21 protein-coding genes are annotated in these 23,132 nt (G+C 68.5%); 6 read left to right on the forward strand and 15 right to left on the reverse strand.

All coding sequences use genetic code 11. The annotated features are described in order from the left end of the window. Position 1 precedes the first annotated feature (1 nt). A complete protein-coding gene (locus BLQ49_RS05870) occupies positions 2–1,933 on the reverse strand; it encodes a hybrid sensor histidine kinase/response regulator (RefSeq protein WP_167627643.1) in 1,932 nt (643 codons plus the stop codon). 1,042 nt (positions 1,934–2,975) lie between these two features. Between BLQ49_RS05870 and BLQ49_RS05875 the strand changes: the two genes are divergently transcribed. Next, complete coding sequence (locus tag BLQ49_RS05875) at positions 2,976–5,426, forward strand: PAS domain-containing protein (RefSeq protein ID WP_167627644.1); 2,451 nt, start codon at positions 2,976–2,978, stop codon at positions 5,424–5,426. Positions 5,427–5,503: 77 nt separating this feature from the next. On the opposite strand, the gene BLQ49_RS05880 is transcribed toward BLQ49_RS05875, so the two are convergent. The 5 genes from BLQ49_RS05880 to BLQ49_RS05900 all read right to left on the reverse strand — a co-directional run bounded on the left by BLQ49_RS05880 (position 5,504) and on the right by BLQ49_RS05900 (position 11,364). Then, entirely contained in the window at positions 5,504–5,890 is a 387-nt protein-coding gene (locus BLQ49_RS05880) for a response regulator (protein ID WP_091714513.1), read from the reverse strand. A gap of 44 nt (positions 5,891–5,934) precedes the next feature. Next, a complete protein-coding gene (locus BLQ49_RS05885) occupies positions 5,935–9,120 on the reverse strand; it encodes a PAS domain S-box protein (RefSeq protein WP_244507458.1) in 3,186 nt (1,061 codons plus the stop codon). Next, positions 9,117–9,932, reverse strand: a complete 816-nt coding sequence (locus BLQ49_RS05890; RefSeq protein ID WP_091714516.1) for a Crp/Fnr family transcriptional regulator — start codon at positions 9,930–9,932, stop codon at positions 9,117–9,119. Before BLQ49_RS05890 ends, BLQ49_RS05885 begins: the two co-directional genes overlap by 4 nt. Positions 9,933–10,129: 197 nt before the next feature. Further along, a complete protein-coding gene (locus tag BLQ49_RS05895) occupies positions 10,130–10,519 on the reverse strand; it encodes a thioredoxin family protein (protein ID WP_091714133.1) in 390 nt (129 codons plus the stop codon). Between the two features lie 44 nt (positions 10,520–10,563). Further along, complete coding sequence (locus tag BLQ49_RS05900; protein WP_091714135.1) at positions 10,564–11,364, reverse strand: pentapeptide repeat-containing protein; 801 nt, start codon at positions 11,362–11,364, stop codon at positions 10,564–10,566. Positions 11,365–11,549: 185 nt separating this feature from the next. Between BLQ49_RS05900 and BLQ49_RS05905 the strand changes: the two genes are divergently transcribed. Both BLQ49_RS05905 and BLQ49_RS05910 read left to right on the forward strand, forming a co-directional pair. After that, positions 11,550–12,224 carry a Crp/Fnr family transcriptional regulator gene (locus tag BLQ49_RS05905; RefSeq protein WP_091714136.1) on the forward strand — a complete coding sequence of 225 codons (675 nt, stop codon included), beginning with the start codon at positions 11,550–11,552 and terminating at the stop codon, positions 12,222–12,224. Between the two features lie 376 nt (positions 12,225–12,600). Beyond that, the gene (locus BLQ49_RS05910) at positions 12,601–13,656 is read left to right on the forward strand and encodes a hypothetical protein (protein ID WP_244507459.1); all 1,056 of its coding nucleotides are present in this window, start codon (positions 12,601–12,603) and stop codon (positions 13,654–13,656) included. A gap of 7 nt (positions 13,657–13,663) precedes the next feature. Here the strand turns inward: BLQ49_RS05910 and tgt are convergent, their stop codons facing one another. Both tgt and queA read right to left on the reverse strand, forming a co-directional pair. Next, positions 13,664–14,800 (reverse strand): tRNA guanosine(34) transglycosylase Tgt, encoded by a 1,137-nt coding sequence (gene tgt / locus BLQ49_RS05915; protein ID WP_091714138.1) that lies wholly within the window; start codon positions 14,798–14,800, stop codon positions 13,664–13,666. Continuing rightward, positions 14,797–15,861, reverse strand: coding sequence for a tRNA preQ1(34) S-adenosylmethionine ribosyltransferase-isomerase QueA (gene queA, locus BLQ49_RS05920; protein ID WP_091714139.1), 1,065 nt, complete (start codon positions 15,859–15,861; stop codon positions 14,797–14,799). Before queA ends, tgt begins: the two co-directional genes overlap by 4 nt. A gap of 98 nt (positions 15,862–15,959) precedes the next feature. On the opposite strand from queA, the gene BLQ49_RS05925 reads away from it, so the two are divergent. The 3 genes from BLQ49_RS05925 to BLQ49_RS05935 all read left to right on the forward strand — a co-directional run bounded on the left by BLQ49_RS05925 (position 15,960) and on the right by BLQ49_RS05935 (position 17,421). Further along, positions 15,960–16,208, forward strand: coding sequence for a hypothetical protein (locus BLQ49_RS05925; protein WP_091714141.1), 249 nt, complete (start codon positions 15,960–15,962; stop codon positions 16,206–16,208). Between the two features lie 5 nt (positions 16,209–16,213). After that, on the forward strand, positions 16,214–16,435 hold the full coding sequence (locus BLQ49_RS30025; RefSeq protein ID WP_091714142.1) for a hypothetical protein: 222 nt from the start codon (positions 16,214–16,216) through the stop codon (positions 16,433–16,435). Positions 16,436–16,533: 98 nt separating this feature from the next. Beyond that, positions 16,534–17,421, forward strand: coding sequence for a cation diffusion facilitator family transporter (locus tag BLQ49_RS05935; protein ID WP_091714143.1), 888 nt, complete (start codon positions 16,534–16,536; stop codon positions 17,419–17,421). A gap of 8 nt (positions 17,422–17,429) precedes the next feature. Here the strand turns inward: BLQ49_RS05935 and BLQ49_RS05940 are convergent, their stop codons facing one another. The 7 genes from BLQ49_RS05940 to BLQ49_RS29565 all read right to left on the reverse strand — a co-directional run bounded on the left by BLQ49_RS05940 (position 17,430) and on the right by BLQ49_RS29565 (position 23,128). Continuing rightward, complete coding sequence (locus tag BLQ49_RS05940; RefSeq protein WP_091714145.1) at positions 17,430–18,686, reverse strand: SfnB family sulfur acquisition oxidoreductase; 1,257 nt, start codon at positions 18,684–18,686, stop codon at positions 17,430–17,432. Positions 18,687–18,719: 33 nt separating this feature from the next. Further along, entirely contained in the window at positions 18,720–19,835 is a 1,116-nt protein-coding gene (gene sfnG / locus BLQ49_RS05945) for a dimethylsulfone monooxygenase SfnG (RefSeq protein ID WP_091714146.1), read from the reverse strand. Positions 19,836–20,046: 211 nt separating this feature from the next. Continuing rightward, positions 20,047–20,808 (reverse strand): SURF1 family protein, encoded by a 762-nt coding sequence (locus BLQ49_RS05950; protein ID WP_208859015.1) that lies wholly within the window; start codon positions 20,806–20,808, stop codon positions 20,047–20,049. Then, positions 20,805–21,179 carry a DUF983 domain-containing protein gene (locus BLQ49_RS05955; protein ID WP_167627645.1) on the reverse strand — a complete coding sequence of 125 codons (375 nt, stop codon included), beginning with the start codon at positions 21,177–21,179 and terminating at the stop codon, positions 20,805–20,807. Before BLQ49_RS05955 ends, BLQ49_RS05950 begins: the two co-directional genes overlap by 4 nt. Positions 21,180–21,326: 147 nt before the next feature. Continuing rightward, positions 21,327–22,187: a cytochrome c oxidase subunit 3 gene (locus tag BLQ49_RS05960; RefSeq protein WP_091714150.1), complete on the reverse strand. Its 861-nt coding sequence runs from the start codon at positions 22,185–22,187 to the stop codon at positions 21,327–21,329. Positions 22,188–22,340: 153 nt separating this feature from the next. Then, the gene (locus BLQ49_RS05965; protein WP_091714152.1) at positions 22,341–22,952 is read right to left on the reverse strand and encodes a cytochrome c oxidase assembly protein; all 612 of its coding nucleotides are present in this window, start codon (positions 22,950–22,952) and stop codon (positions 22,341–22,343) included. 11 nt (positions 22,953–22,963) lie between these two features. Continuing rightward, positions 22,964–23,128 carry a hypothetical protein gene (locus tag BLQ49_RS29565; protein WP_167627646.1) on the reverse strand — a complete coding sequence of 55 codons (165 nt, stop codon included), beginning with the start codon at positions 23,126–23,128 and terminating at the stop codon, positions 22,964–22,966. Between the last annotated feature and the right edge of the window lie 4 nt (positions 23,129–23,132).

A 23,132-nucleotide genomic window follows, 5' to 3' on the forward strand; every position in this document is an offset into this window, starting at 1 on the left:
CTTAGCCACGAAGGCGCGCTTCCCTCACCGCCTCGATCATCGAGCGGATACGCGCGGCCATCGTCTCGATGGCGAAGGGCTTGGTCAGCACCTCCATGCCGGGTGCGAGATGGCCGTTGCCCACGACGGCGTTCTCCGCATAGCCGGTGATGAACAACACCCTCAGGTCTGGCCGGGTGACCCGCGCGGCATCGGCCATCTGGCGTCCGTTCATGCCACCGGGCAGCCCGACATCGGTGATCAGCAGGTCGATGCGGACGTCCGACTGAAGCACCCGTAAACCGGCGGCGCTGTCGCCGACCTCGATCGCCGTGAAGCCGAGCTCATTGAGGATGTCGGCGACCAGCATGCGCACGGTGGGCTCGTCGTCGACGATGAGCACGGCCTCGCCTTGCTCCGACCGCGAGAGTTCCAGGATCTTGGCTTCTTCGACTTCGTCGACGGTCTCCCCGTAGTGGCGCGGCAGATAGAGGCACACCGTCGTGCCCTGGCCCACCTCGGAGTAGATGCGCACCTGCCCGCCCGACTGCTTGGCGAAGCCGTAGATCATCGACAGACCAAGGCCGGTGCCCTCGCCGATGGGCTTCGTCGTGAAGAACGGCTCGAACACCCGGGAGATCACTTCAGCCGACATGCCGCTGCCGGTGTCGGTCACACACAGCGACAGGTACTGGCCTTCGGGCATATCGAGGGCGCGTGCGGCGCGATCGTCCAGCCACTTGTTGGCGGTCTCGACGGTGATGCGCCCGCCCTCCGGCATGGCGTCGCGGGCGTTGATGCAGAGGTTCAGCAGGGCGTTTTCCAACTGCGGAGCGTCGACCAGCGCGGGCCAGAGGCCGGACATGCCCACAACCTCGACGGGGATGCCCGGACCGACCGTGCGCTGGATCATCTCCTGCATCCCGACGACGAGGCGGTTCACGTCGGTCGGCTTGGGATCGAGTGTTTGACGGCGGGAGAAGGCGAGCAGGCGATGGGTCAGTGCCGCGGCGCGCTTCGCCGCTCCCTGGGCTGCCGCCATGTACCGTTCGACGTCGTTCAACCGTCCTTGCTGGATGCGGGCCTGCATCAGTTCGAGCGATCCGGATATCCCGGCGAGCAGATTGTTGAAGTCGTGCGCGAGCCCACCAGTGAGCTGGCCCACCGCCTCCATCTTCTGCGATTGCCGGAGCGCTTCGGCCTGCTCCCGCTCGACCGTGATATGCCGGCCGGAGGCGTAGACGCGCCCGTTCTCGAAGGTCCCGGTCCAGGCGAACCAGCGATACGAGCCGTCCTTGTGCCGGAAGCGGTACTCGTAGGGCGTGACCAACGGGCGCTCGAAGATGTCTGCAAAGGCGGCGAGCGTCGCCTCGGCATCGTCCGGGTGCGTGTAGGCGATGAACAGGCTACCGATCAGCTCGGCTGCGGACCAACCGAGCAGTTCGGTCCAGATCGGGTTGACCGCTTCCAGGGTCCCGTCGGGGGCGGCGACGACCAGGAGTTCCTGCGCGAGTTGCCACGAGCGGTCGCGCTCGGCGGTACGCGCCGCGACCTGACTTTCGAGCGTCTCGTTCAATCGCCGAAGCGCCTCGTCGCTCCGCACCCGGTCGGTCGCATCGATGACGTGATGGATGACCGCCGCGACCTCGCCGCCCTCGCCGAAGGCAGGGGTATTGACCGGCTCCCAACAGCGTTCTTCAAACCCGCCGCCGGGATGGGGGATGTCATACTTCTGGACCGGCATTCGGTCCGGCCGCCCGGTGGCGATCGCGCGCTCGATCGAGGCGCGCAGATTTGTGACACCCGTCGCTCCGGTATCCTCGGGATTGTCGGGCATTGCCTCGAACAGACCACGGCCTACGAGATCGTCACGGGTCGTCAGGGTCGCTGTGAGATAGGCATCGTTCACGTCGACAATAGTGAAATGCGGCGCGTCCACAGCGACAACCAACATGGGAGCCGGAGCCGCGGTGAAAAGCGCGTGACCGCTGAGGCCGAGCATAGCTTCCTGTGGTTGAGCCGGAGCTTGGCTTTCCTGCTGAGGCAAGGACCTACACCCGCCGGATCGAGAGGGGGGCCGGACCGAATTGTTCGCTGCCACACGCTAAGCGCATGATCGGCCGACCGGCGGCCTGCACCACTCCGCCGGTGCTGGTGAAGCGGCCGGACTGTAGACCCACCCCTATGGGAGTTTCCTGCTCCGATGTCATTGATGTCGTGATGCTCCTGTGAACCGACAGGACCGAGGCCGTCATGTGGGAGGCAATCGTCCCGAGGCACTCCGGTTGCAATCGACGGACTGAGTGATCTTCGTCACCCTGCACTGACAGCCAATAGTGGTCGACGTTCGGCCGCATTCGGGAAGCCCGGTTGCTCGCCAAAGCTAATGGCCTGGATCGGTTGCGGAGTGACCGCTTGGGGTGGCTCTCTGCCAGTCCGCTTCTCGATCCGAGTGCCGCGAAAGCTGACGTTTCCCTCCGACGTACGCGCCTCCCGCGTTCGATCCTTCGAGCTTTGCGATGACGGATTTCTTGCCCGGCGGCGAATGAGAGACGGTGGCGGTGCGGCTAGACCGGCTGGCGGAACGGCGGACCGTCGTGTCACGGACCGGCCAGATGTGCGTTATTCCCAACGTCGCGCGGGGGGCATCGAGATGGAAGGCGAGACGAATCCCGAGGCGGTTCCTGTGGTCACCGAAGATATCGGCTTGCCGACCCCGCCAAGCCCCGGTCGCCTGCCCCCACCACACCTGCCGCCGCCCGAGCCGGATGCTGCGGAAACCGGCAGCGACCGCAACGAACCCGCTCCTCCAGATGGAGGCAAAGCGTGACAGGTGGTCCGCTTGCCCGTTCCGCCGGTGCGGGCGATAGCCGCCTCATGTTGGCACGACCACTCGTCTCCCGCTCTCCCAATCCGAACGACGACCGAACCTTTCTTCTGCGGGCTGTTGTCCCCGGACGCATCGCTCGCGCCCCGAACACGGGGTCCGGTCCGGCGTGAGCGACCCATTCTCGTTCCTGCCCCCGGGCGGCGCGACCGGCGCCGAGATCCGAGCGCGCGACTGGTCCGATACCTCCCTCGGGCCGCCTGAGACGTGGTCGCCAGCGCTGAGGAGCACCGCCGCGCTGATGCTCGCATGCCCCACGGCGATGTTCCTCGCCTGGGGACCGGACCTGCTCTGCTTCTACAACGACGCCTACCGCCCCTTCCTCGGCCACCGTCTTGATACCGCTTTGGGGCGCCCCTTCCGCGAGGTCTGGGCCAGCATCTGGGACGATATCGGACCGCTCGTCGACGCGACACTGGCCGGCGAGAGCAAGACCCTCACAAACATGCCGCTCGACCTGTCGCGCGACGGCACGCCCGAGCGGGGCTGGTGGTCCTTCACCTACTCACCGGCTATCGACGAGGCCGGGCAGATCGCCGGCCTGTTTTGCGTGACCGCCGAGACCACCGCGCATGTCCTGAGCGAGGCGGCGTTACGCGAGAGCGAGGATCACTACCGGCACACGGTCGAGCTCAACCCGCAGGTGCCCTGGACATGCGATCCGCAGGGCAACATCACCTCCTTCTCGAACCGTTGGCTGACGCTGACCGGCCAAGGCCCCCGCGAGCCCTACGGGTCCGGCTGGATCAAGGCGCTCCACCCCGACGACGTCCCGCATACGGTGACCACCTTCACGGCCTGCCTCGCATCGGGTGACCCCGTCGACGTCGACTACCGCCTGTACGTGGCCGCGACCGGCGAGCACCACTGGATGCGCGCCCGGGCCCAGCCGCGCCGGGACGGGACCGGCGCCATCGTCGCGTGGTACGGCGTCGTCGAGGACATCCACGACCGCAAGCTCGCCGAGCGAGAGTTGCGCGACCTCAACGTCCACTTGGAGCGGCGCGTCGCCGAGGCGCTTGCCCAGCGCAAGCTCTGGGCCGACGTGTTCGAAGTCACCGACGCACTCGTCTGCGCCCTCGACACGGACTTCCGGCTGCTGGCCCTCAACAGGGCCTATGCCGATGGGTTCGAGACGCTCTATGGCACCCGCCCTCGGGTCGGCGACGACCTCGTCGCGCTGCTCTCCCACGTGCCGGACGAGCAGGCCCAGGTGAGTGCCGTCTGGGCCCGGGCGCTCACGGGTGAGGCGTTCACGCTGGTCGAGGCGTTCGGCGACCCCGACCGCAGGCGCCCCTATTATGAATTGGCCTTCACCCCGCTGCGCGACGCCGACGGCCGACGGATCGGCGCCTTCCAGTACGCGACCGACGTAACCCAGCGGCTGCGCGAGCTGGAGCAACTCGCCAAGGCCGAGGAAGCCCTGCGCCAAGCCCAGAAGATGGAGGCGGTCGGGCAACTGACCGGGGGCGTGGCGCACGACTTCAACAACCTGCTGACCATCATCCGCTCGTCGATGGACCTGCTGCGCAAGCCCGACCTGCCGGAGGAACGGCGCCGCCGCTATATCGACGCGGTTTCCGACACGGTCGACCGGGCCGCCAAGCTCACCGGCCAGCTCCTCGCCTTCGCACGCCGCCAGTCCCTCATGCCGGAGGTGTTCGACGTCGGCGCCCGCATCGCTTCGACCGCGGACATGCTGGCCTCAGTCACGGGCGCCCGCATCCGGCTCGTGGTCGAGGCGCCGCCGACCGCCTGCCACGTCCTCGCCGACCCGACCCAGTTCGACACCGCGCTCATCAACATGGCGGTCAACGCCCGGGACGCGATGGACGGACAGGGGACTATCGTCCTCAGGCTCGCATGCCGGCGCGGCCTGCCGGAGATCCGCGGCCATGCCGGCACGACTGGTCCGTTCATCGCGGTCTCGGTCATCGACGAGGGCACGGGCATCCGGCCTGCGGAACTGCCGCACATCTTCGAGCCGTTCTTCACGACCAAGGAAGTCGGCAAGGGCACCGGGCTGGGCCTCAGCCAGGTCATCGGCTTTGCGAAGCAGTCGGGCGGCGACGTCGACGTGGCCAGCACCCTCGGCCAGGGGACGACCTTCACCCTCTACCTACCCCAGGTCGACGCGCCCGCTGCGGAGACCGAGGCCCCAGGCCGGGCCGTCGGTGACGGTCATGCGCTGCGTATCCTCGTCGTCGAGGACAATCTCGATGTCGGGCGGTTCTGCACGCAGATCCTTGAAGAGCTCGGGCATTCCACGGTCTGGGCGAAGAACGGCGAGGAGGCCCTCGCGGTGGTCGAGCGCGAACCGGACCGGTTCGACGCGGTGTTCTCCGACGTGGTGATGCCCGGCATGGGCGGGGTCGCGCTCGCGCGACGCCTCCGGGCGCTCGTGCCCGACCTGCCCATCATCCTGACGTCCGGCTACAGCGACGTGCTGGCGCGCGAGGGCACGCACGGCTTCGATCTCGTGCGCAAGCCATACTCCGCCGCCGAGGTCGCCGCGGCATTCCGCGCTATCCCGGGCCGACGCGGGGGCGGAGCGGAATAGGGGCCGAAAGGCGGGTCCGCGTCCCTATCGGCGGGCGATTGCACGGTGGCTGCGGAGCCGGAGGGTCATCGATGGCGTCAGGGCGGTGTCGTGCCGCGGTCGGAGACGGCGTCGCGCATGGCGGCCCGGAGGCTGCTTTCCAGGAACGGTCGGCCGACGAAGGGGATGCCCGCGGGCAACTCCTCGGGCTTCGGTGTCACCTGGGCCGAGACCACGACGACGGCTAGGTCCGGCCGGCGCCGCGCCACCTCCCGGACGAGCGCGAGACCGTCCATCGCACCCGGCATGCGGATGTCGGTGACCATCAGGGACATGGAGTCGTCGAGGCGTGCCAGGGCCTGCGCGGCGGAACCGGCCTCGACCACGGCATAGCCCTCCGCCTCCAGGAGATCGCGGACCTCCAGGCGGAACAGCATCTCGTCTTCGACCACCAGGGCCGTCTTCTCAGGGGCGACATTGGGCATGGCGAGCGGAAACGATGCGACGGGCGCATCGTTGCGCCCGACCGTCACTGCATCGACTGGAAATTCGCCAGCGGCGCCTCGATGACGCAGGTCGCACCCGCGCGGGGATAGGCCAGGGCGAGCCTGGCGCCGACCTGCGCGGTGAGCCCACGCTCGATCAGGCGCGACCCGAACCCCTTCCGCGAGGGCGGGACGACCGGCGGCCCGCCGCTCTCCGTCCAGGCGAGGCGCAAGTCTGGCCCGTCCTCCGCCTGAATCAACGATGCCGTCAGCGAGACGCGCCCCTCGGGCACCGAGAGAGCGCCGTACTTGACCGCGTTCGTCGTGAGCTCGTGCAGCGTCAAGGCCAGGGACAGGGCGGCCTTGCCTCCGATCTCGACATTCGGTCCGGTGAACGAGACCCGCGCACCGGCGGCTTCCTGCACGCCGACGCCCTCCCGCACGACCGCGGCCAGCGGCGCGCTCTCCGCAGCCCCGCCCAGGAGCATATCGTGCGCCTTGCCGAGGGCCACGAGGCGGCTCCCGAGTACGTCGCGGGCCGCATCGATGTCCGTGGCGCCGCGCAGGGTCGAGGCGGCGATGGCCTGCACCATCGCCAGGAGGTTCTTCATCCGGTGGGACAGTTCGTGGTTGAGCAGGTCCTGGTGTGCCTGAGCCTTGCGCCGGTCGTCGACGTCCGCGACGGCGACCACGCCTCCGGTCATCGCGCCGTCGGCATCCCGCATCGGCACGCCGACGATCTCGATCCAGACCCGGGTGCCGTCACCGCGCTGGTATTGGCATTCGAGCGCAGCCTGCTCCGCGCCATCGCGAATGATCCGGCTCAGCGGGTACTCGTGCGGCTCGACCCGCCGTCCGTCCTCGTGGAAGGCGACCCACTCGCCGTAGCTCTCCGCGTCCGGCGATGGCAGGACCGGATGGCGGAAGATCTCCTCCAATCGCTTGTTGCCGCCGACGATGCGGCCGGACGGGGCCTCGGCGAACAGGATGCCGACCGGCACGGTGTCGAGCACCGCCCGGAGCGAGGTCTCACTCGCACGCAGGCTCTCCCGATTCCGGCGCTCCTCCGTCAGGTCGCGGGTGACCGTGCCGTAACCGAGGAGGTCGCCCGCCGCGTCTCGCACGGGGAAGACGTTGTAATGCACCGGCACGGCGGCGCCGGTGGCGAAGTTCCGGAAGTGCAGTTCGCCCTCCCAGAAGTTGTCGCGCTGGGCGGCTGGGAGCACCTCCACGACGAGCCGCTGGCGTTCCTCCGGCACGAAGTAGTCGAGGATGCGCGTGGCCCTGGCGGCGGCGAGGTCCGGCAGCCCGACGAGGCGGCGGCCGGCCTCGTTGACGAAGTCCGCCCGGCCGTCCGGCGTGGCGAAGCCGACGAAGTCCCTTGACTGTGCGACGATGGCGGCGAGCTTGCTCACTTCTTCCTCCGCCGCCTTGCGGGCGCTGATGTCCACCGCCGTTCCCGAGAAGCGCAGCGGCACGCCCGCCTCGTCGTGGATCAGGCTGCCCCTGCATTCGACCCACCGCAGGGGTCGTCCCGGTACCGCGAGCCGGTACTCGACGAGGAAGTCCGCGCCGTAATCGAAGGTGTTCCGGATGGCCGCCCGCAGGGGCGCGATGTCGTCGGGGACGACGAACGTCTGGTATCGCTCCATCGTGACGCCGGCGGCGACCTCGTCGGCGTCGAGTCCATACAGGCGCGCGAACTGCGCATCCCCGTGCAGCAGGTCGCTCTCCACCACCCAGTCCCACAGTCCGACGCCGCCCGAGGCGGTCAGCGCCATCTGCAGGCGCTCGTCGCTCTGCCGCAGCTTCTCCTCGGCAAGCCGCTGATCGGTGCGGTCACGCAGGACCTTCACGAAACCGGTGGCCGTGCCCGCGTCGTCGCGCAGGACCATCATCACGCCCAGCGCGAAGAAGCGCTCGCCGCCCTTGCGCAGATGCCAGCGCTCGTCGTTGCCGGTGCCCTCCGTCATCGCGGTCTGCATCTCCCGCTCGGCGATGCCCGCGTCCCGGTCCTCCGGCGTGAAGAACACGTCCGCCGGACGTCCCTGCATCTCGTCGGCGGTCCAGCCCAGGATCTTCTCCGCGCCCGCGTTCCAGTCCGTGACGCGACCGTCAGGGTCCATGACTACGATGGCGTAGTCGACGATACTCTCGAACACTGCGCGGTAGCGCGCCTCGCCCGCCCGCACCGCGGCCTGCGCCGCCGCCTCGCTGACCTGCGTCAGGGCGGACGTGGCCGTGGCCGCGAACATCCGCAGCAGCGCGAGATCGCGCTCTCCGAACGCATCGGCATGGCGCGACTGCAGCTTCAGGACGCCGAGCACGGCGTCGCCCCGGGTGACGGGCACATGGATGGCCGAGCCGATATCGAGCGACGCGGCCGTGTCCTGCCGGACATCCGTGTCAGCCCGGGCGTCGGTCACGAGCAACGGGCTGTTGGTCGTGAAGGTCCGGCCTGACGAGCTGTCGGCCAACGGCACGTGCAGGCCCTTGTGCTCCGTGAGGCTTCCCCGGACCGCGCGATACTCCAGCGCCTGGCCGTCGACGAGTTCGAGCGCCGCGCCGTCCGCGGCCGGCACTGCCCCCATGGCACCTTCGAGCAGCTTGCCGAGGACCACGTCCTGCTCGCCCCCGGCACCCGCCACGTCCGCCTGGGTCGCGCCGAGGACGTCGCGCTCATGTTGGGAGGCGCGCCGCTCGCGGATCATCGCGTCCCGCTCGACCAGTGACCGGCGCAGGAGCAGCTGGTCCATGACCTGCCGCGCCAATGCCGTCAGGTCCTCGGCCTGGGCGGGCGTCAGGCCACCGGGACGCGGGGCATGGTCGATCACGCACAGGCTGCCGAGGGCATGGCCTTCGGGCGTGCGTAGCGGTGCCCCCGCATAGAAGCGCAAGTACGGTTCGCCCGTCACCAGCGGGTTGTCGCGTGTGCGGGCGTCCCGGGTCAGGTCGGGGATCTGCAGCAGGCCGGGCTCGGCGAGGGCGAACTTGCAGACCGAGCGGTCGAGGTCGGTCTCGCAGGGCGGGAAGCCGGCGCGGGCCTTGAACCATTGCCGGTCGCGATCGACGAGGCTGACCAGTGCCACCGGCACGTCGCAGAGCCGGCGGGCGAGATGGACGATGTCGTCGAAGCCGCGCTCCGGCGGCGTGTCGAGGATCGCGAAGGCATCGAGCGCGTTGAGGCGGGCTTCGTCCCCGATGGGTAAGCCAATGACCTCGCCGATCACGGAGCAAGCTCCCGAAGCGTAACCGCTGCCGATGGCGGCTTGAGCTTGTCGGTCTCGCTCGCGTCGAGCGCGACCATCCGGCCGCTCGGTGCGTAGACGGCGCCGAGGACGTCAGCGAAGTGGTGACGCACGGCGGCGTGGCATTCGCACGCGGCGTTCTCGGCGCGCTTTCGGTCCAGCAGCCTCAGGCGCCCATGGCCGATCTCGATCAGCCCCTCCCGACGTAGGCGTCCGAGCACCTCCGTCAGGTAAGCGCGGCGCACACCGAGCATGTCCGCGAGGACTTCGTGGGTGACGGGAAGGTCGGGCGTGCCAATCCGGTCCTGCAACGTCAGGAGCCAGCGCAGGCAGCGTCGCTCGATCGTGTGGGCCGCGTTGCAGGCGACCGACTGCAGAACCTGCGCCAGGAGGCAGTCGGCGTAGCGCACGAACAGGTCGCGCACCGTCTTCGATTTGTGCTTGGCCTCGGACAACCGGGCGGCGTCGATGCGGATGACCGGCCCGCCCACCTGCACCACCGCCTGCCCGAAGGCAGGGAGATAGCCGTGGCTGACCACGCCGCCGACGGCTCCCTCGCGACCGATCGTGGCGGTCTCGACCGACTTGCCGTCCCTGAGCGGAACCACCAGCGTGACGACGCAGCCATAGGCCGGGAAAGTCACATGGCTGACTTCGTCGCCAGCCCGGAACAGGACCTCGCCGCGGCGGACCTCTCGTCGTTCGGTATGGGGCGCCAGAAGCGCCCGGTCGGACGCATCGAGGGCTTCGAGCAGCAGGTTGCCGTCGACGGATCGGAGGGGGGAGGAGCTCAAGGAAATCGTCACGCCGTCGACAATTGGATGGTCCGATAGCGATCTTTCCGGCGCAAAGATGTCCGATACCTGACAAGTGATGGATGAATGCCCAGAGGCCCGCCATTTTGAGCGGGGTCCTGGTGGCGGGTGCCTGCGGTCCCGTTCGACGTTCGTTGTCAGCTGAAGCAGGTCGTCGGCCTTGCCCGGTGACCGAGCTACAATGCCTTCTCGACGGCGCCCTCGATCCACTCCGGCTGGGTTTCGCCGACCGAGCGCCCCGTCTCCTTCTCGCCCCTGAAGGTGATCAGGGTGCTCTGCATCGTCACGCCGAACCGCTTCAACACATCCTTGCGGGTGTCGAAGTCGACGTCGAACACCTGTAGGTCCTTGAACCGGGGCTGGGCTTCCAGCTTGGCCAGGATCGGCTTCTGCGCCGCGCAGACGGTGCACCACGGCGCGGTGACATGGACGAGGATCGGCTTACCTGCCTTCTGGGCCGCCTCGAAGGCGGCTGGGGTGAAGACGGCCTCAGCGGCATTCGCGCCTGTGCCGAACAGCAGGGGAGCGGCGGCCAAGGCGCCGAGCAGGACGCGACGGGTGGCCATGGGCTGACTGTCTCCTTGGTGATGGGTCGAGGCGGACCAACCGTTCAGTTGGACGCCTGTGTGACCGCGCGGTCGACGTTCACGCGCTCGGCCCAATCCTTGGCCTCCGTCTGCCCTTTGAGGTCGATCAGCCGGGTGCCGCTGACGTCGACGTTCTTGAAATCGGCTCCGGTGACCGTAGCGCCGGTGAGGTTGGCCCCCGACAGGTCCGAACCCATCAGCACCACGTCGGTGAGATCGGCATCCTTGAGGTTGGCATACTCCAGGCGTGACCGCCCGAGATTGGCCCCTTTGAGGTGCGCGCCCGACAGGTTCACCGACACGAACACGGCGCGCATCAGACCCATGGACTGGTTCTTGATGTCCGCCCCGCCCTTGAGGTCGACCAGCGTAGCGCCGCTCATGTTGGCGCCCTTGAAGTCGCCAATCGGCATGGACCGGCTGAGGTCGGCGCCGCTGAGGTTGGCGTCCCGTGCCGTGATGCCGAACATCTTCGCGTCCGCCAGTTTGGCGCCGGACAAGTCTGCCTTCAGGAACCACGCCTGTTCGAGGTTCGCGCCGCTGAGGTCGGCGCCGCGCAGGTTGGCCTTGTTCAGCCGCGCGGTTCGCAGGTTGGCGCCCCGGAGGTTCAGCCCAGATAGGTCGAGGCCGGACAAGGACTTGTCGTGTAGGTCGACCGGCTTGCCGTCCGCGGCCTTGATCAGCGCCTCAACGTCGCCGCGGCTCATCTCGGCCTTGGTCATGGCGGGCGAGGACATGTCGGCCCCGAGCAGGAGGTCCTGTTCGGCTGCGGCGGGGCCGGCAGCGAGGACGGCGAGCATGAAGCTCAGGGCGAAGCAGCGCATCGGTTCACTCCCGGTGGCCACCGCACAGGGCCGGCCCCCTTATCGTGTTCGTTGTGAACGGATGCTATGCCGGGTCGCTGCACCCGGTCGGTGACCCAGGTCACACAAGTCCGCCGCGGCGGGAGAAAAACGCAACGCAAGCCGGACGATCAACCCGTCGTCGTGGCCGGGGGACGACGCCAGCCATGACGGATGCCCAGAAGGTCGAACGTTGGATCGACCGGTTCCCGCTGCTTCAGGCGCTGAGCCCGGCGCACCTCCAGATCGCCCGGGGAACCGTGCACTTCCCGGTGCTGGACGCGGGCGCCATCGCCTACGAACTCGATGGCGAGTGCGCCAACTACCTGATGTGCCTGCGGGGCCGCACGCGCGTCTTTCGCATGTCGGAGGGCGGACGCGAGGTGCTGATCTACAAGGTTGGCCCGGGCGGCACCTGTGCCCTGACCACGCAGTGCCTCCTGTCCGGCGGCACCTTCCCGGCGCAGAGCGTGGCTGAGGAACGGACGGAACTTGCGGCGCTACCGGTGGGCACGTTCCAGCACCTGATGGGCGAGAGTGCCGCCTTCCGCAGCTTCGTCATGGACGACTACACGCGGCTGATGTCCGGCCTGTTCACGCTGATCGACGAGGTCGCGTTCGCGCCGTTGAAGCAGCGCCTCGCGCAACGGCTCTTGGCCGAGGCCGATCCGCGGGGTGTTGCCGCCGTGACCCATCAGAAGCTCGCGGATGACGTTGGCAGCGTGCGCGAGGTTGTGAGCCGCATCCTGGCGCAATGGGCTGAGGCGGGTCTGATCGAACTCCGCCGGGGCGCAATCGAGATCGTCGACCGCACGAGCTTGGAGGCCGCAGGTCGACGCTGACACACGGCATGCCGGATCTGCTTTCGCGGCCGAAGCGAATCCAGCTTTTCGACCGGGTTGAATCGAGAGGAGACCGTTATGGCCCCCCCAGCGTTGGCCCCGGAGGGCGTTCGTGGATCGCTCCCCGGCCACAGGATCGACCCTGCGGGCCACGGATTGCGGACGATGGGCGACGACGGCGGACCAGCTTGTTCCGCAGAGAAGACCGGCGTACCAGGGCGCGGCGTACTCGTACGGACCCCCGTTCGCGACGTCGAGGTCGCAGGTTCAAGTCCTGCCACTCCGATCAAGAATGACCGCTTTCCCACAGTCAGCCCAACCGGCCTGCCGCACCGAGGCGTTGGGTCGTTGGCATGGTCAGCCAGAGCGGGTGAGGATGTCATCCGAGGCAGTACGATTGGCAGGCCAGCCGCCTCACGCGGCACAAGCTTGGCCCGGCTTCGCGCGCAGCCTCATCGGGGCCGCCGCGCTTATCGGGATGGCGGTCATCGGCTTCGTGGCGCTCCTCGATCCCTATGGCCTGCGCGCGGCGCCGGGGCGCCCGCCCGGACCGATCATGGACGCCAACCAGCGGCTCGCCTATCCGCAGATCGCCCGCGGCGGCGCATTCGACGCGGCGGTCTTCGGCACCTCGACCGCCCGGCTGCTCGATCCCACTGCCCTCGACGCGGCCTTCGGCGCGCGCTTCGCCAATCTGGCCATGAACGCCGCGACCCCCGACGAGCAGATCCGTCTGGCTGCGCTGTTCCGCGCGCATCGCCCCATCCGCGCGATCCTGTTCGGACTCGACGACACGTGGTGTGCAGCCGATCCGCCCGCGCGGACGGCCAACGCCTTTCCGGACTGGCTGTACGCGGAGGGTGCCCCCTGGGGTTTGCTGCGGCAGATGAACCTGCGCTCCGTGACTGCGGCGGCCCAGGTGGGGCTCGCCCGGCTCGGTCTGGCGCGCCCTCGCATCCGGCGGGACGGGTATGCGGTCTTCACCCCGCCGGAAGACCGCTACGATCTCGGACGCGCCCAGGCTCATATCCGTGCCAACGCCGCCGAACGGACGACGGCCGCCGACCCGGAGGACGCGCCGATGCCGGCGCTCACACGGCTGGATGAGTTCCTCGGCACGATCCCCGAGGGGGCGCTGAAGCTCCTCGTGTTCACGCCGATCCATGTGGCGGCGCAGGGGGCTGCCGGGACGGCGGCGGGACGACGCGAGGCAGCCTGCAAGAGACGCGTGGCCGCGATCGGAGCCGCACACGGAGCCACGGTGGTGGATTTCCGCATCGCCTCGCCACTCACCAGCCAGGACGCCAATTACTGGGACGCCCTGCATTACCGCGTGCCAGTGGCAGCTCAGCTCGTCGCGGACCTGAAGGCCGCGGTGGCGACGGGCGCGGATGACCCGGCGGGCGTTTACCGGGTGCTGGCACACCCGTGACGCGGTCTCACGCGGATGCGCGCTCCGCCTGAGCCCAGCCCTCCCGGGTGGCACAGCAATAATCCGCGAACCGGCCCTCCCGGATCGCCGCCCGGGCACCCGCCATGAGATCCTGATAGTAGGCGAGGTTGTTCCAGGTCAGCAGCATCATCCCCAGGATCTCGTTCGACCGGACCAGATGGTGCAGATAGGCCCGGGAATAATCCCGTGCCGCCGGGCAAGCCGAGGCTTCGTCCAACGGCGCCGTGTTCTCGGCATGGCGGGCGTTGCGCAGGTTGACCCGCCCGTGGCGCGTATAGGCGAGCCCGTGTCGGCCAGCCCGGGTCGGCATCACGCAGTCGAACATGTCGACGCCGCGAGCGACCGCCCCCAGGATGTCGTCCGGCGTGCCGACGCCCATCAGGTAGCGGGGCTTGGTTGGCGGCAGGTGCGGCTCAACGGTCTCGATCATGGAGAACATCACCGCCTGCGGCTCGCCGACCGCGAGACCGCCGATTGCGTAGCCCTTCAGGCCCAAATCCGTCAGGGCGCGGGAGCTCTCAACCCGGAGCGCCGGGACGTCGCCGCCCTGGACGATGCCGAACAGGGCCCGGCCGGGCTGCTCGCCGAAGGCGACACGGCATCGCTCGGCCCAGCGCAGGGACAGCTGCATCGCCTTCTCGATTGCCGCGTGGTCGGCCGGCAGGCGCACGCACTCGTCGAGCTGCATCTGGATATCGGAGCCCAGCAGGCCCTGGATCTCGATGGAGCGCTCCGGGCTCATATGGTGGGCGGTCCCGTCGATATGCGAGCGGAAGGTCACGCCCTGCTCGTCGATCTTCCGGAGCGCCGAGAGCGACATCACCTGGAAACCGCCCGAATCGGTCAGGATCGGCCGGTCCCAGTTCATGAAGCGGTGGAGCCCGCCGAGGCGCGCCATGCGTTCGGGGCCGGGGCGCAGCATCAGGTGGTAGGTGTTGCCCAGCACCACGTCGGCGCCGAGGTCGCGGACCTGCTGCGGATACATCGCCTTGACGGTCGCGGCCGTGCCCACCGGCATGAAGGCCGGCGTCCGGATCTCCCCCCGGGGCGTCGAGATCGTGCCGGATCGGGCGGTGCCGTCCTGCGCCAGCAGGGTGAAGCCGAAGGGAACGGGATCAGTCATGGGAGGTCCGCGCGCGGGCCCGGAAAGATCAGGCTGGCGTCGCCGTAGGAGTAGAATCGGTAGCCGGTGCGGATCGCATGCGCGTAGGCCGCGCGCATCGTTTCAAGGCCCGAGAAGGCCGAGACCAGCATGAACAGCGTCGAACGCGGCAGATGGAAGTTCGTCACGAGCGCGTCGACCGCCCGGAACCGGTAGCCCGGCGTGATGAAGATGTCGGTCGGCCCCGAGAAGGCCGAGAGCGTGCCGTCTGCACTCGCGGCGCTCTCCAGCAGGCGCAGGGCGGTCGTCCCGACCGCAACGATCCGGCCCCCGGCGGCCCGGGCCGCGTTGAGCGCGTCAGCGGTCGTCGCGTCCAGGATGCCGATCTCGGCGTGCATGCGGTGGCCGTCCGTATCCTCAGCCTTCACCGGCAGGAAGGTGCCCGCCCCGACATGCAGGGTCACGTGGTGGCGCTGCAGTCCGGCCGCATCCAGGTCCGCGAGCAGCGCCTCGGAGAAATGCAGCCCGGCCGTGGGCGCCGCGACAGCCCCCGGGTGCCGGGCGTAGATCGTCTGATAGTCGGTGACGTCCCGCGCGTCGGTGGCGCGCTTGCCGGCGATATAGGGTGGCAGCGGTAGCGCTCCCTCGGCCGCGATGGCCGCGTCGAGTTCAGGACCCGCCCGGTCGAAATCGAGGACGATCTCGCCGGCCTCGCCCTTCCCGGCCACGATCGCCGTCAGCTCGCCGAAGCGTAGCGTGTCGCCCACGGCGAGCCGTTTGGCTGGGCGGGCGAAGGCGCGCCAGCGCGCAGGCCCTTCGCGCAGGTGCAGCATCGCCTCGGCGCGCTGCCCCGGGGCACCCGGGCGCATCCGTATCCCGTGAAGCCGCGCCGGGATCACCCGCGTGTCGTTGAAGACCAGGGCATCGCCTTCCCGCAGGGCGGCGGGCAGGTCGCGCACGGTCCGGTCGGCCAAGGCCGCGCCCGGTCGCACCACGAGCAGCCGCCCCGCATCCCGCGGCTCGGCCGGGCGCAGCGCGATGCTGGTCTCCGGGAGATCGAAATCGAACAGGTCCACCCGCATGGCCGGCTGCCTGCACCGAACCGCCCGTGGTTTCAACCGCGGAACCCTCGGAAGGCGCGGTCGTTTTCCGCGTCACCGAGACGCGAAAGCCTGATCCAATGCCCTGGTACGCCGTGCGCCCCCGTGACGAAGCCGACCCGCGCTGGCCGCTGCCGGGCAAGCCGGAGATCGTCCTCAAGGCTCAGGACCCGGATCAGGCCCGGGCGCGATTCGAGGAGGCCTATCCGAGTCAGCCCTTCGGCAGTCCAGCCGTGCCGGTCCCGGATGCCGGGCTTGGGGGATTCCGCCTGGAGCCGGACGCGCTCATCGTCACCGAAACGGGCGAGCCGCCCGCAGACCGCGGTTAGAATCTATGGCGACCCTCGGCCGACCCCGACGGGTGACCCTGGATGGGCAGCTTCTCGGATACTGGGAGCGCGAGGCCGCGCGCCTGAAAGTTCTGGCAGCCGCCGCCTCATTCGCGTGGCAACGCCGTCGGCTCCTGCGGAAGGCTGCGGCGGCCCGCGCCAAGGCCGCGATCAGCCGCCAACGGGAAGTAGCGCGCGGGCAGGAGATCGAGCCCTCGGAGATTTAGCTGGGGCTATAATCTTTTCGGAAGCCTCGAACCTTTGCAGTGGCCTGGGCCAAGCTTGATGCCGTATGGGCGCGCCAATCCCATTTCGGCGCCGACCCATGGACCGCACCCAGAAAGCTGCCCTCTTCAGCGCCGGCATCGGCCTCGCCGTCACGGCGTTGAAGTTCTACGCCGCGTGGCTCACCGGCAGCCTCGCGCTGTATTCGGATGCCCTGGAGAGCATCATCAACGTGGTGGCGGCGATCGGCGCCTTCATCGCCCTGCGCGTCGCAGCCCGACCCGCCGACGAGGACCACCCCTACGGCCACCACAAGGCCGAGTTCTTCTCCGCGGTGATCGAGGGCGCGCTGATCATCGTGGCGGCGCTGATGATCCTGCGCGAATCGTATTACGGCCTCTTCGCCCCCAAACCCCTCGACGCTCCGGCCATCGGTGTGGCGATCAATTTCGGGGCCGGCATCATCAACGCGGCCTGGGCCATGGCCTTGATGCGCTGGGGTCAGCGGTGGCGCTCGCCGGCCCTGATCGCCGATGCGCGGCACGTCTTTGCCGATGTCGTCACGTCCTGCGGCGTCCTTATCGGGGTCGGCGCCGTTCTGGTGTCGGGTTATCCGATCCTCGATCCGATCGTGGCCGGGCTGGTGGCGCTCAACATCCTCTGGTCCGGCTTCCGCATGGTGCGCGAATCGGTCGACGGCCTGATGGACCGCGCGGCCCCGCACGAGATGGTGGCGCAGATCCGCACGCTGATCTCGGAGCACGGGGAGGGGGCCCTTGAGGCCCACGATGTGCGCACCCGCGCGGCCGGACAGGCGACGTTCATCGACTTCCACCTCGTCGTCCCCGGCATCATGAGCGTCGAGGAGTCTCACGCAATCTGCGACCGGCTGGAAAATGCCCTGGAGACGACCATCCCCGGGGCGGTGGTGACGATCCATGTCGAGCCCGGCGAGCAGGCCAAGGCGCGCGGGGTTCCGGTGCTCTGATCGGGCGGTCAGCTCCAGGCGTGGAGCGGCGGGTTGACGCCGTTCAGCGCGTGGTTGCCGACGATGGCATATTTCCACCGGACCGGGTCGTGCAGCGTGTGGGTCCGGGCATTGCGCCAGTGCCGGTCGAGATTCTCGGCCGCCAGGGTGGAGCGGGTGCCCGAGAGCTCGAACAGCTTGTTGGTGGCGGCCAGGGCGACCTCGGTGGTCAGCACCTTCGCCTCGGCGACGGCGAGCTGCGCGGCCGCCACGCCCTCGGCATCCGGCCGGGCCACCGCCTCGTCGAGGACGAGCCCGGCCCGGTCGAGGAGCGCTTCGGCGGCGTGCTGGCGGATGGTCAGGTCGCCGATCGCCTGGATCGTGTAGGGATCGTCAGTTGCGCGCTCCTGCCCGCTATCGATCCACGGCCGGGCCTTCTCGCGCACGAACCGGATCGTGTCGTCCAGCGCCTCCCGGGCGATTCCGGCATCGACCGCCGCCTGGATGATCTGGAACACGGCGCCGTCCGCGGTCGGCGCCTCGTAGCCCTTCCAGGCCGGGACCAGATGCGTCTTGGGCACCCGGACATCGTCGATCAGAACGGTGCCGCTCGCAGTGCCGCGCTGGCCGAAGCTCGACCAATCGTCGATGACGGTCAGGCCCGGCGCGTCCCGCTCGGCGATGGCGTACCAAGCCCGGCCCTCGTCATCGAGGGCGACGATCGGCACGAGGTGGGCGAGGAGCGCGCCGGTGGCGTAGAACTTCTGACCCCGCACCACGACATGGTCGCCGGCATCGGTGAAGCGCGTGGCGAAATCGGCCGCCCGCTTGGTGCCGCGCTCGGAGAAGGCGTTGCCGAACCGGGTGCCGCGCAGGACTTCCCCGAACAGCAGACGCTTCTGCGCGTCGTCCGACACGGTCCGGATCGCCGCGATGATGCCGAGGTGGTTCTGCGCGATCTGCGCGATGGCGGGGTCCGCGGCCGCGATGATGGCAATGACCTGCGCCAGCGTTCGATAGGACACCTCGGGCCCGCCGAAGGCCCGCGGCACGTTGATCGACCACAGCCCACTCTGAGAGAAGGCGTCAAGCTCGGCGAGCGGTCGCACGGCGTTGCGGTCGCGCTCAGAGGCGCCGGCGCGGAACTCGGCCGCGAGCCGGCGGGCGATGTCGAGCGCCTCCGAATCGCCGCCGATGACGTGGGCCTGGGTCGGCGGCCGTTGAGGACCGGGCACGCCCCGGGCGCCCTGGGGTTCGAGGGTCCGTGCATCGACGGCGATGTTCATGACAAACTCCGGATGGACAGAGGAACGGGACGATCAGGCGGCTTTGGCACGCTGGGCGCGGGCGGCCTCCAGGGCGCGCACCCGCGGGATCACGTGCGTGCCGAAATACGCGACCTCCTCCTGGAAATGCAGGAAGCCCAGCAGCGCGAGATCCGCGCCCGCATCCTTGAGATCCAGGATCCGCTCGGCAATCTGATCGGGCGTCCCGATCAGGTTGCTCCGGAAGCCGTCATTGTACTGAACCAGATCCTCGAAGGTAGATTTCGCCCAGTTGCCTTCGCCTTCGGGTGAGGCCTTGCCGGCGTTCTTCACCTCGTGGCCGAAGGCCTTCACGGCCTCCGCGTCGGCGTGGTCGATGATCTCCTGAAGGACGGCACGGGCCTCTTCCTCGGTATCGCGGGCGATCACGAAGGCGTTGACGCCGATGCGCGGGCTGTTGCCGCTCTGCGCCGCCTTGGCGCGGATATCGTCGACCTGGGCGCGGATGTTCTCGGGCGTATTGCCGTTGGTGAAGTACCAGTCGGACACCCGGGCCGCCATGTCGCGCGCCGCCCGGGACGAGCCACCCTGGAAGATCTCGGGCAGCGGCTGCCCCGGCTTCGGCTTCAGCGTGTAGTCGCTGTAGCGGTAGAAATCGCCGCGGAAGGTGAAGTTGTCCTGGGTCCAGATCCCCCGCAGGCTGCGGATAAATTCCTCCGAGCGGCGATAGCGCTCGTCGTGGTCGAGCCAGGGCTCGCCGATCGCCCGGAACTCGCCCGAGAACCAGCCCGACACGATGTTCACCGCGACGCGGTTCTCGGTGAGCTGCGCGATTGTGGCGATCTGCTTGGCGGCGAGCGTGGGGTTCCAGGGCCCGGGCAGGATTGCGGCGATCACCTTGAGCTTGGTGGTAGCGGCCAGCAGGGCGTGGCTGAATGCCACCGATTCGTGCTGGTACTCGGCGCCGTAGCCGGCGGTGAAGCGGATCTGCGTCAGCGCATAGTCGAAGCCTGCTTCCTCCGCGATCTGTGCCAGCTTCCGATTGTACTCCGCATCCCAGCTCGTCCGCTGCGGGATCTTGCTAATGACGAGGCCGCCCGAGACGTTGGGCACCCAGTAGGCGAAACGGATCGGCTCACGCTCCGTCGTCGCGATATGATGGCTGGTCATCCGGCGCTCCCTGAACCGCGCGGCGCGGGCCGCCGCGTTCCCTTCGATGGATCGCCGCAAACTGAATACACAATTCAGAAGGCGGCCGATCTCTCAAGACGAGGGGAAGTATTCCGGCAGAAGTGCCGTTGGTCAAAGGAACGTGTTGCTTTTTTCAAGCTATCTTAGATGAGCCTGTTCTTCTGGCCGGCCGAACGACAGCGAATTTGTGCTAGGCTGTGTGGGGCGTATCCGTCTCATGTAGGCGCCGCCAAGCGAACACGGAGAAGACCGCGATAAGGCAGGCGGCCAGACCGAACCACGTGAACGCGTATTGCAGATGGTTGTTGGGCAGATCGACCCGCAGCTGACCGCCCCGGGGCCATGAGGTCTGGCCGGGGACCGCATCCGCCTCGATCAGGTAGGGCGCGACCTTCGGGAGATTGCGGGCCGACGCGATGCCGGCGATGTCCCGGTTGAACCACTCGCCCCGCGCCGGATCCGGCTCAGGCACGAACAGGCCGCGGGGCTCGCTGGTGCGCAGGATACCGGTGACCGTCGTCGGTCCCTCGATCAGACCGTCGGGCCGATCGGACTGGGCCTTGAGCTCGGTGGGCACGAAGCCGCGATTGATCAGCACCACGTCGCCGTCGTCGCGCACGAGGGGCGTCAGCACGTAGTAGCCCTGCAGGGCCCGGCCCGGCGTCTCGCCGGGGGCGAGCCCATGGACGAGCGTCTCCTTGTCGTTGAGGAAATGGCCGGAGACGCGCACGTGGCGGAACTCGTCCCGGGCGGGATCCCAATCCGCCGCCTTCGGCGGCGCGACAGGCTCTGCCCTGGTCTGCCGGACGATGCGGGCGATCAGATCCTCCTTCCAGGCCCTGCGCTCGATCTGCCACGTTCCGAGGCTGAGGAGGATCGCCAGCGCGATCAGCGCAGCGAGTCCCGGCGCGACGAGATCGCGCCAGGCAGCCCGGGCGGTCGTTTCACTCACGATTCGAAGCGTCCCTGCTCGGCCTTGTTGCTGTACTGGAGCGCAATCAGCAGGCCCTTCAGCGGCCGGACGAGCATCAGGCTGAGCCCGACCGACATCGTGACCGCCACCAGGGCATGGACCCAGATCGGCGGCTCGTAGGTGATCTCAAGCCACAGGGCGAGACCGACCACGACGAGGCCGACGATCGACATGACGAAGAAGGCCGGGCCGTCGGCCGAATCGAAATGCGAATAGTCGAGGCCGCAGGCTTCGCAGGAGGGGCGGAGGGCTAGAAAACCGTTGAATAGGTGGCCCTCGCCGCAGCGTGGGCAGCGACCGCGCAGACCTGTCGGGATCGGGGGCGGCGGCGAGAAGGTGCGTTGGTCCACGGGGTCACTCCAGACCGATCCGAGGCGCACGTGACCGCGCCGCCTCCGGATCGTCCACCTCGATATGGGGATTCGCCGGTTCCGCACACGAAAAAGGGCGGCCGGAGCCGCCCTTCGCAGACCCGCCATGCAGAGGCGGGATGGATCTCAATGGGCGCCGCCGTGGAAGACACCCGAGCCCCACACGTAGATGGCGGCGAACAGGAACAGCCACACGACATCGACGAAGTGCCAGTACCAGGCGGCGAACTCGAAGCCGAGGTGCTGGCGCGGGGTGAACTGACCCGCATAGGCGCGGAACAGGCACACGGCTAGGAAGATCGTGCCGATGATCACGTGGGCACCGTGGAAGCCCGTCGCCATGAAGAAGGTCGACGAGTAGATGCTGCCCGAGAAGCCGAACTCGGCGTGGCTGTACTCGTAGGCCTGGCAGGCGGTGAACAGCACGCCCAGGATGATGGTCAGCCACAGGCCGTACTTCAGGCCCTTGCGGTCGCCTTCGAGCATCGCATGATGCGCCCAGGTGACAGTGGTGCCGGAGGTCAGCAGGATCAGGGTGTTGAGGAGCGGCAAATGCCAGGGGTCGAAGGCCTCGATGCCCTTCGGCGGCCAGACACCGCCGGTGAACTCGACCCGGGAGATCTGGATCGGATCGGCGGTGTAGAGGGCGGCCTCGAAGTAGGCCCAGAACCACGCGACGAAGAACATCACCTCGGAGGCGATGAACATCATCATGCCGTAGCGGTGATGCAGCTGGACGACGCGGGTGTGATCGCCGGAATTGGCCTCATGCGCCACGTCCTTCCACCACGAGAACATCGTGTAGAGGACGCCGATCGCGCCGGCGCCGAAGATGTAGGGGCCCGGCGTCAGGGTGCCGATCTGCAGGCTCTTCATCCAGAAGACGGCGCCGAACGCCATCAGGAAGCCCGAGAAGGCGCCGATCAGTGGCCACGGACTCGGGCTCAGGATGTGAAAGTCGTGATTCTTGGCGTGCGCCTCGGCCATCGTCCCGTCGCTCCTCACCCGCCGCCCTGTGCCATTCCCGGCATCCGGTCTGACGCTGCTGGCTGTTTGCTCTTGGCCGGGCGCGGCACACACCACGCCCAAGCTTGTCTGCACGTTTAGTCTGTGCGGGCTCGTGTTGTCACGCGCCCGCGATCAGAATTCCCGCTTCTGCCCAACGGTTGCCGTGTTGGCCGCGGCGGCTGTCACCGGCTCGCCGTTCTTGCTGGCGAAGTAGGTGTAGGACAGCGTCATCTCGGTCAGATGGGCCGTGTTCGAATCGTCGCGCACCGCCGGATCCACATAGAAGACCACCGGCACGTCGAGGGTCTCGCCGGGCTGGAGCGTCTGCGCGTTGAAGCAGAAGCAGGCGATCTTCACGAAGTAGCCGCCCATCAGGCCGGGCTGGACGTTGAAGGTGGCGACACCGGTCGAGGGCTTCGTCCCGGTGTTCTGAACCCGGAAGAAGACCGTCTTGGTCTCGCCGAGCTTCGCCTCGACGCTGTTCGTCTCGGGGGCGAACTTCCACGGCAGCCCCGGGGCAACGTTGGTGTCGAAATGGACAACCATGCTGTCGTTGGTCCGGGCCGCGGAGGCGGCGAGCGCCGGACCCTGGCGGGGCGTGCCGTCGTAACCCGTCGCCTTGCAGAAAGCGTCGTAGAGGGGGACCGACGCGAAGGCGAGGCCGACCATGCCCACCGCGAGGCCCGCGCAGGCCAGCGCCGTGCGGTTGGCGCCGCGGCCCGGATTCGGATGCGGTGCGGCCATGGCGTGTCTCCTCAGAGCGGCCGGCTCAGGATCTGCGGCCCGAGCTTGACGATCGTCAGCACGAAGAACAGCAGGACCCAGGCCCCAAGCGCCAGGGCGATCGCGATGGAACGCTTCCGGCGGCGGGCCTCCTGTTCGGGGGTGAGCGGACGGTACTGAATCTCGGGCTCGGGCATGGCG

The organism is Methylobacterium phyllostachyos (assembly GCF_900103445.1).
GTDB classification, from domain to species: Bacteria; Pseudomonadota; Alphaproteobacteria; order Rhizobiales; family Beijerinckiaceae; genus Methylobacterium; species Methylobacterium phyllostachyos.

What these genes read in the sequence shown, in the direction of transcription:
- BLQ49_RS05870 (WP_167627643.1), bottom strand. Translation starts at nt 1,933, where the DNA reads ATGTTGGTTGTCGCTGTGGACGCGCCGCATTTCACTATTGTCGACGTG.
- BLQ49_RS05880 (WP_091714513.1), bottom strand. Translation starts at nt 5,890, where the DNA reads ATGCCCAATGTCGCCCCTGAGAAGACGGCCCTGGTGGTCGAAGACGAG.
- BLQ49_RS05895 (WP_091714133.1), bottom strand. Translation starts at nt 10,519, where the DNA reads ATGGCCACCCGTCGCGTCCTGCTCGGCGCCTTGGCCGCCGCTCCCCTG.
- BLQ49_RS05900 (WP_091714135.1), bottom strand. Translation starts at nt 11,364, where the DNA reads ATGCGCTGCTTCGCCCTGAGCTTCATGCTCGCCGTCCTCGCTGCCGGC.
- BLQ49_RS05905 (WP_091714136.1), top strand. Translation starts at nt 11,550, where the DNA reads ATGACGGATGCCCAGAAGGTCGAACGTTGGATCGACCGGTTCCCGCTG.
- BLQ49_RS05910 (WP_244507459.1), top strand. Translation starts at nt 12,601, where the DNA reads ATGTCATCCGAGGCAGTACGATTGGCAGGCCAGCCGCCTCACGCGGCA.
- tgt (WP_091714138.1), bottom strand. Translation starts at nt 14,800, where the DNA reads ATGACTGATCCCGTTCCCTTCGGCTTCACCCTGCTGGCGCAGGACGGC.
- queA (WP_091714139.1), bottom strand. Translation starts at nt 15,861, where the DNA reads ATGCGGGTGGACCTGTTCGATTTCGATCTCCCGGAGACCAGCATCGCG.
- BLQ49_RS05925 (WP_091714141.1), top strand. Translation starts at nt 15,960, where the DNA reads ATGCCCTGGTACGCCGTGCGCCCCCGTGACGAAGCCGACCCGCGCTGG.
- BLQ49_RS30025 (WP_091714142.1), top strand. Translation starts at nt 16,214, where the DNA reads ATGGCGACCCTCGGCCGACCCCGACGGGTGACCCTGGATGGGCAGCTT.
- BLQ49_RS05935 (WP_091714143.1), top strand. Translation starts at nt 16,534, where the DNA reads ATGGACCGCACCCAGAAAGCTGCCCTCTTCAGCGCCGGCATCGGCCTC.
- BLQ49_RS05940 (WP_091714145.1), bottom strand. Translation starts at nt 18,686, where the DNA reads ATGAACATCGCCGTCGATGCACGGACCCTCGAACCCCAGGGCGCCCGG.
- sfnG (WP_091714146.1), bottom strand. Translation starts at nt 19,835, where the DNA reads ATGACCAGCCATCATATCGCGACGACGGAGCGTGAGCCGATCCGTTTC.
- BLQ49_RS05960 (WP_091714150.1), bottom strand. Translation starts at nt 22,187, where the DNA reads ATGGCCGAGGCGCACGCCAAGAATCACGACTTTCACATCCTGAGCCCG.
- BLQ49_RS05965 (WP_091714152.1), bottom strand. Translation starts at nt 22,952, where the DNA reads ATGGCCGCACCGCATCCGAATCCGGGCCGCGGCGCCAACCGCACGGCG.
- BLQ49_RS29565 (WP_167627646.1), bottom strand. Translation starts at nt 23,128, where the DNA reads ATGCCCGAGCCCGAGATTCAGTACCGTCCGCTCACCCCCGAACAGGAG.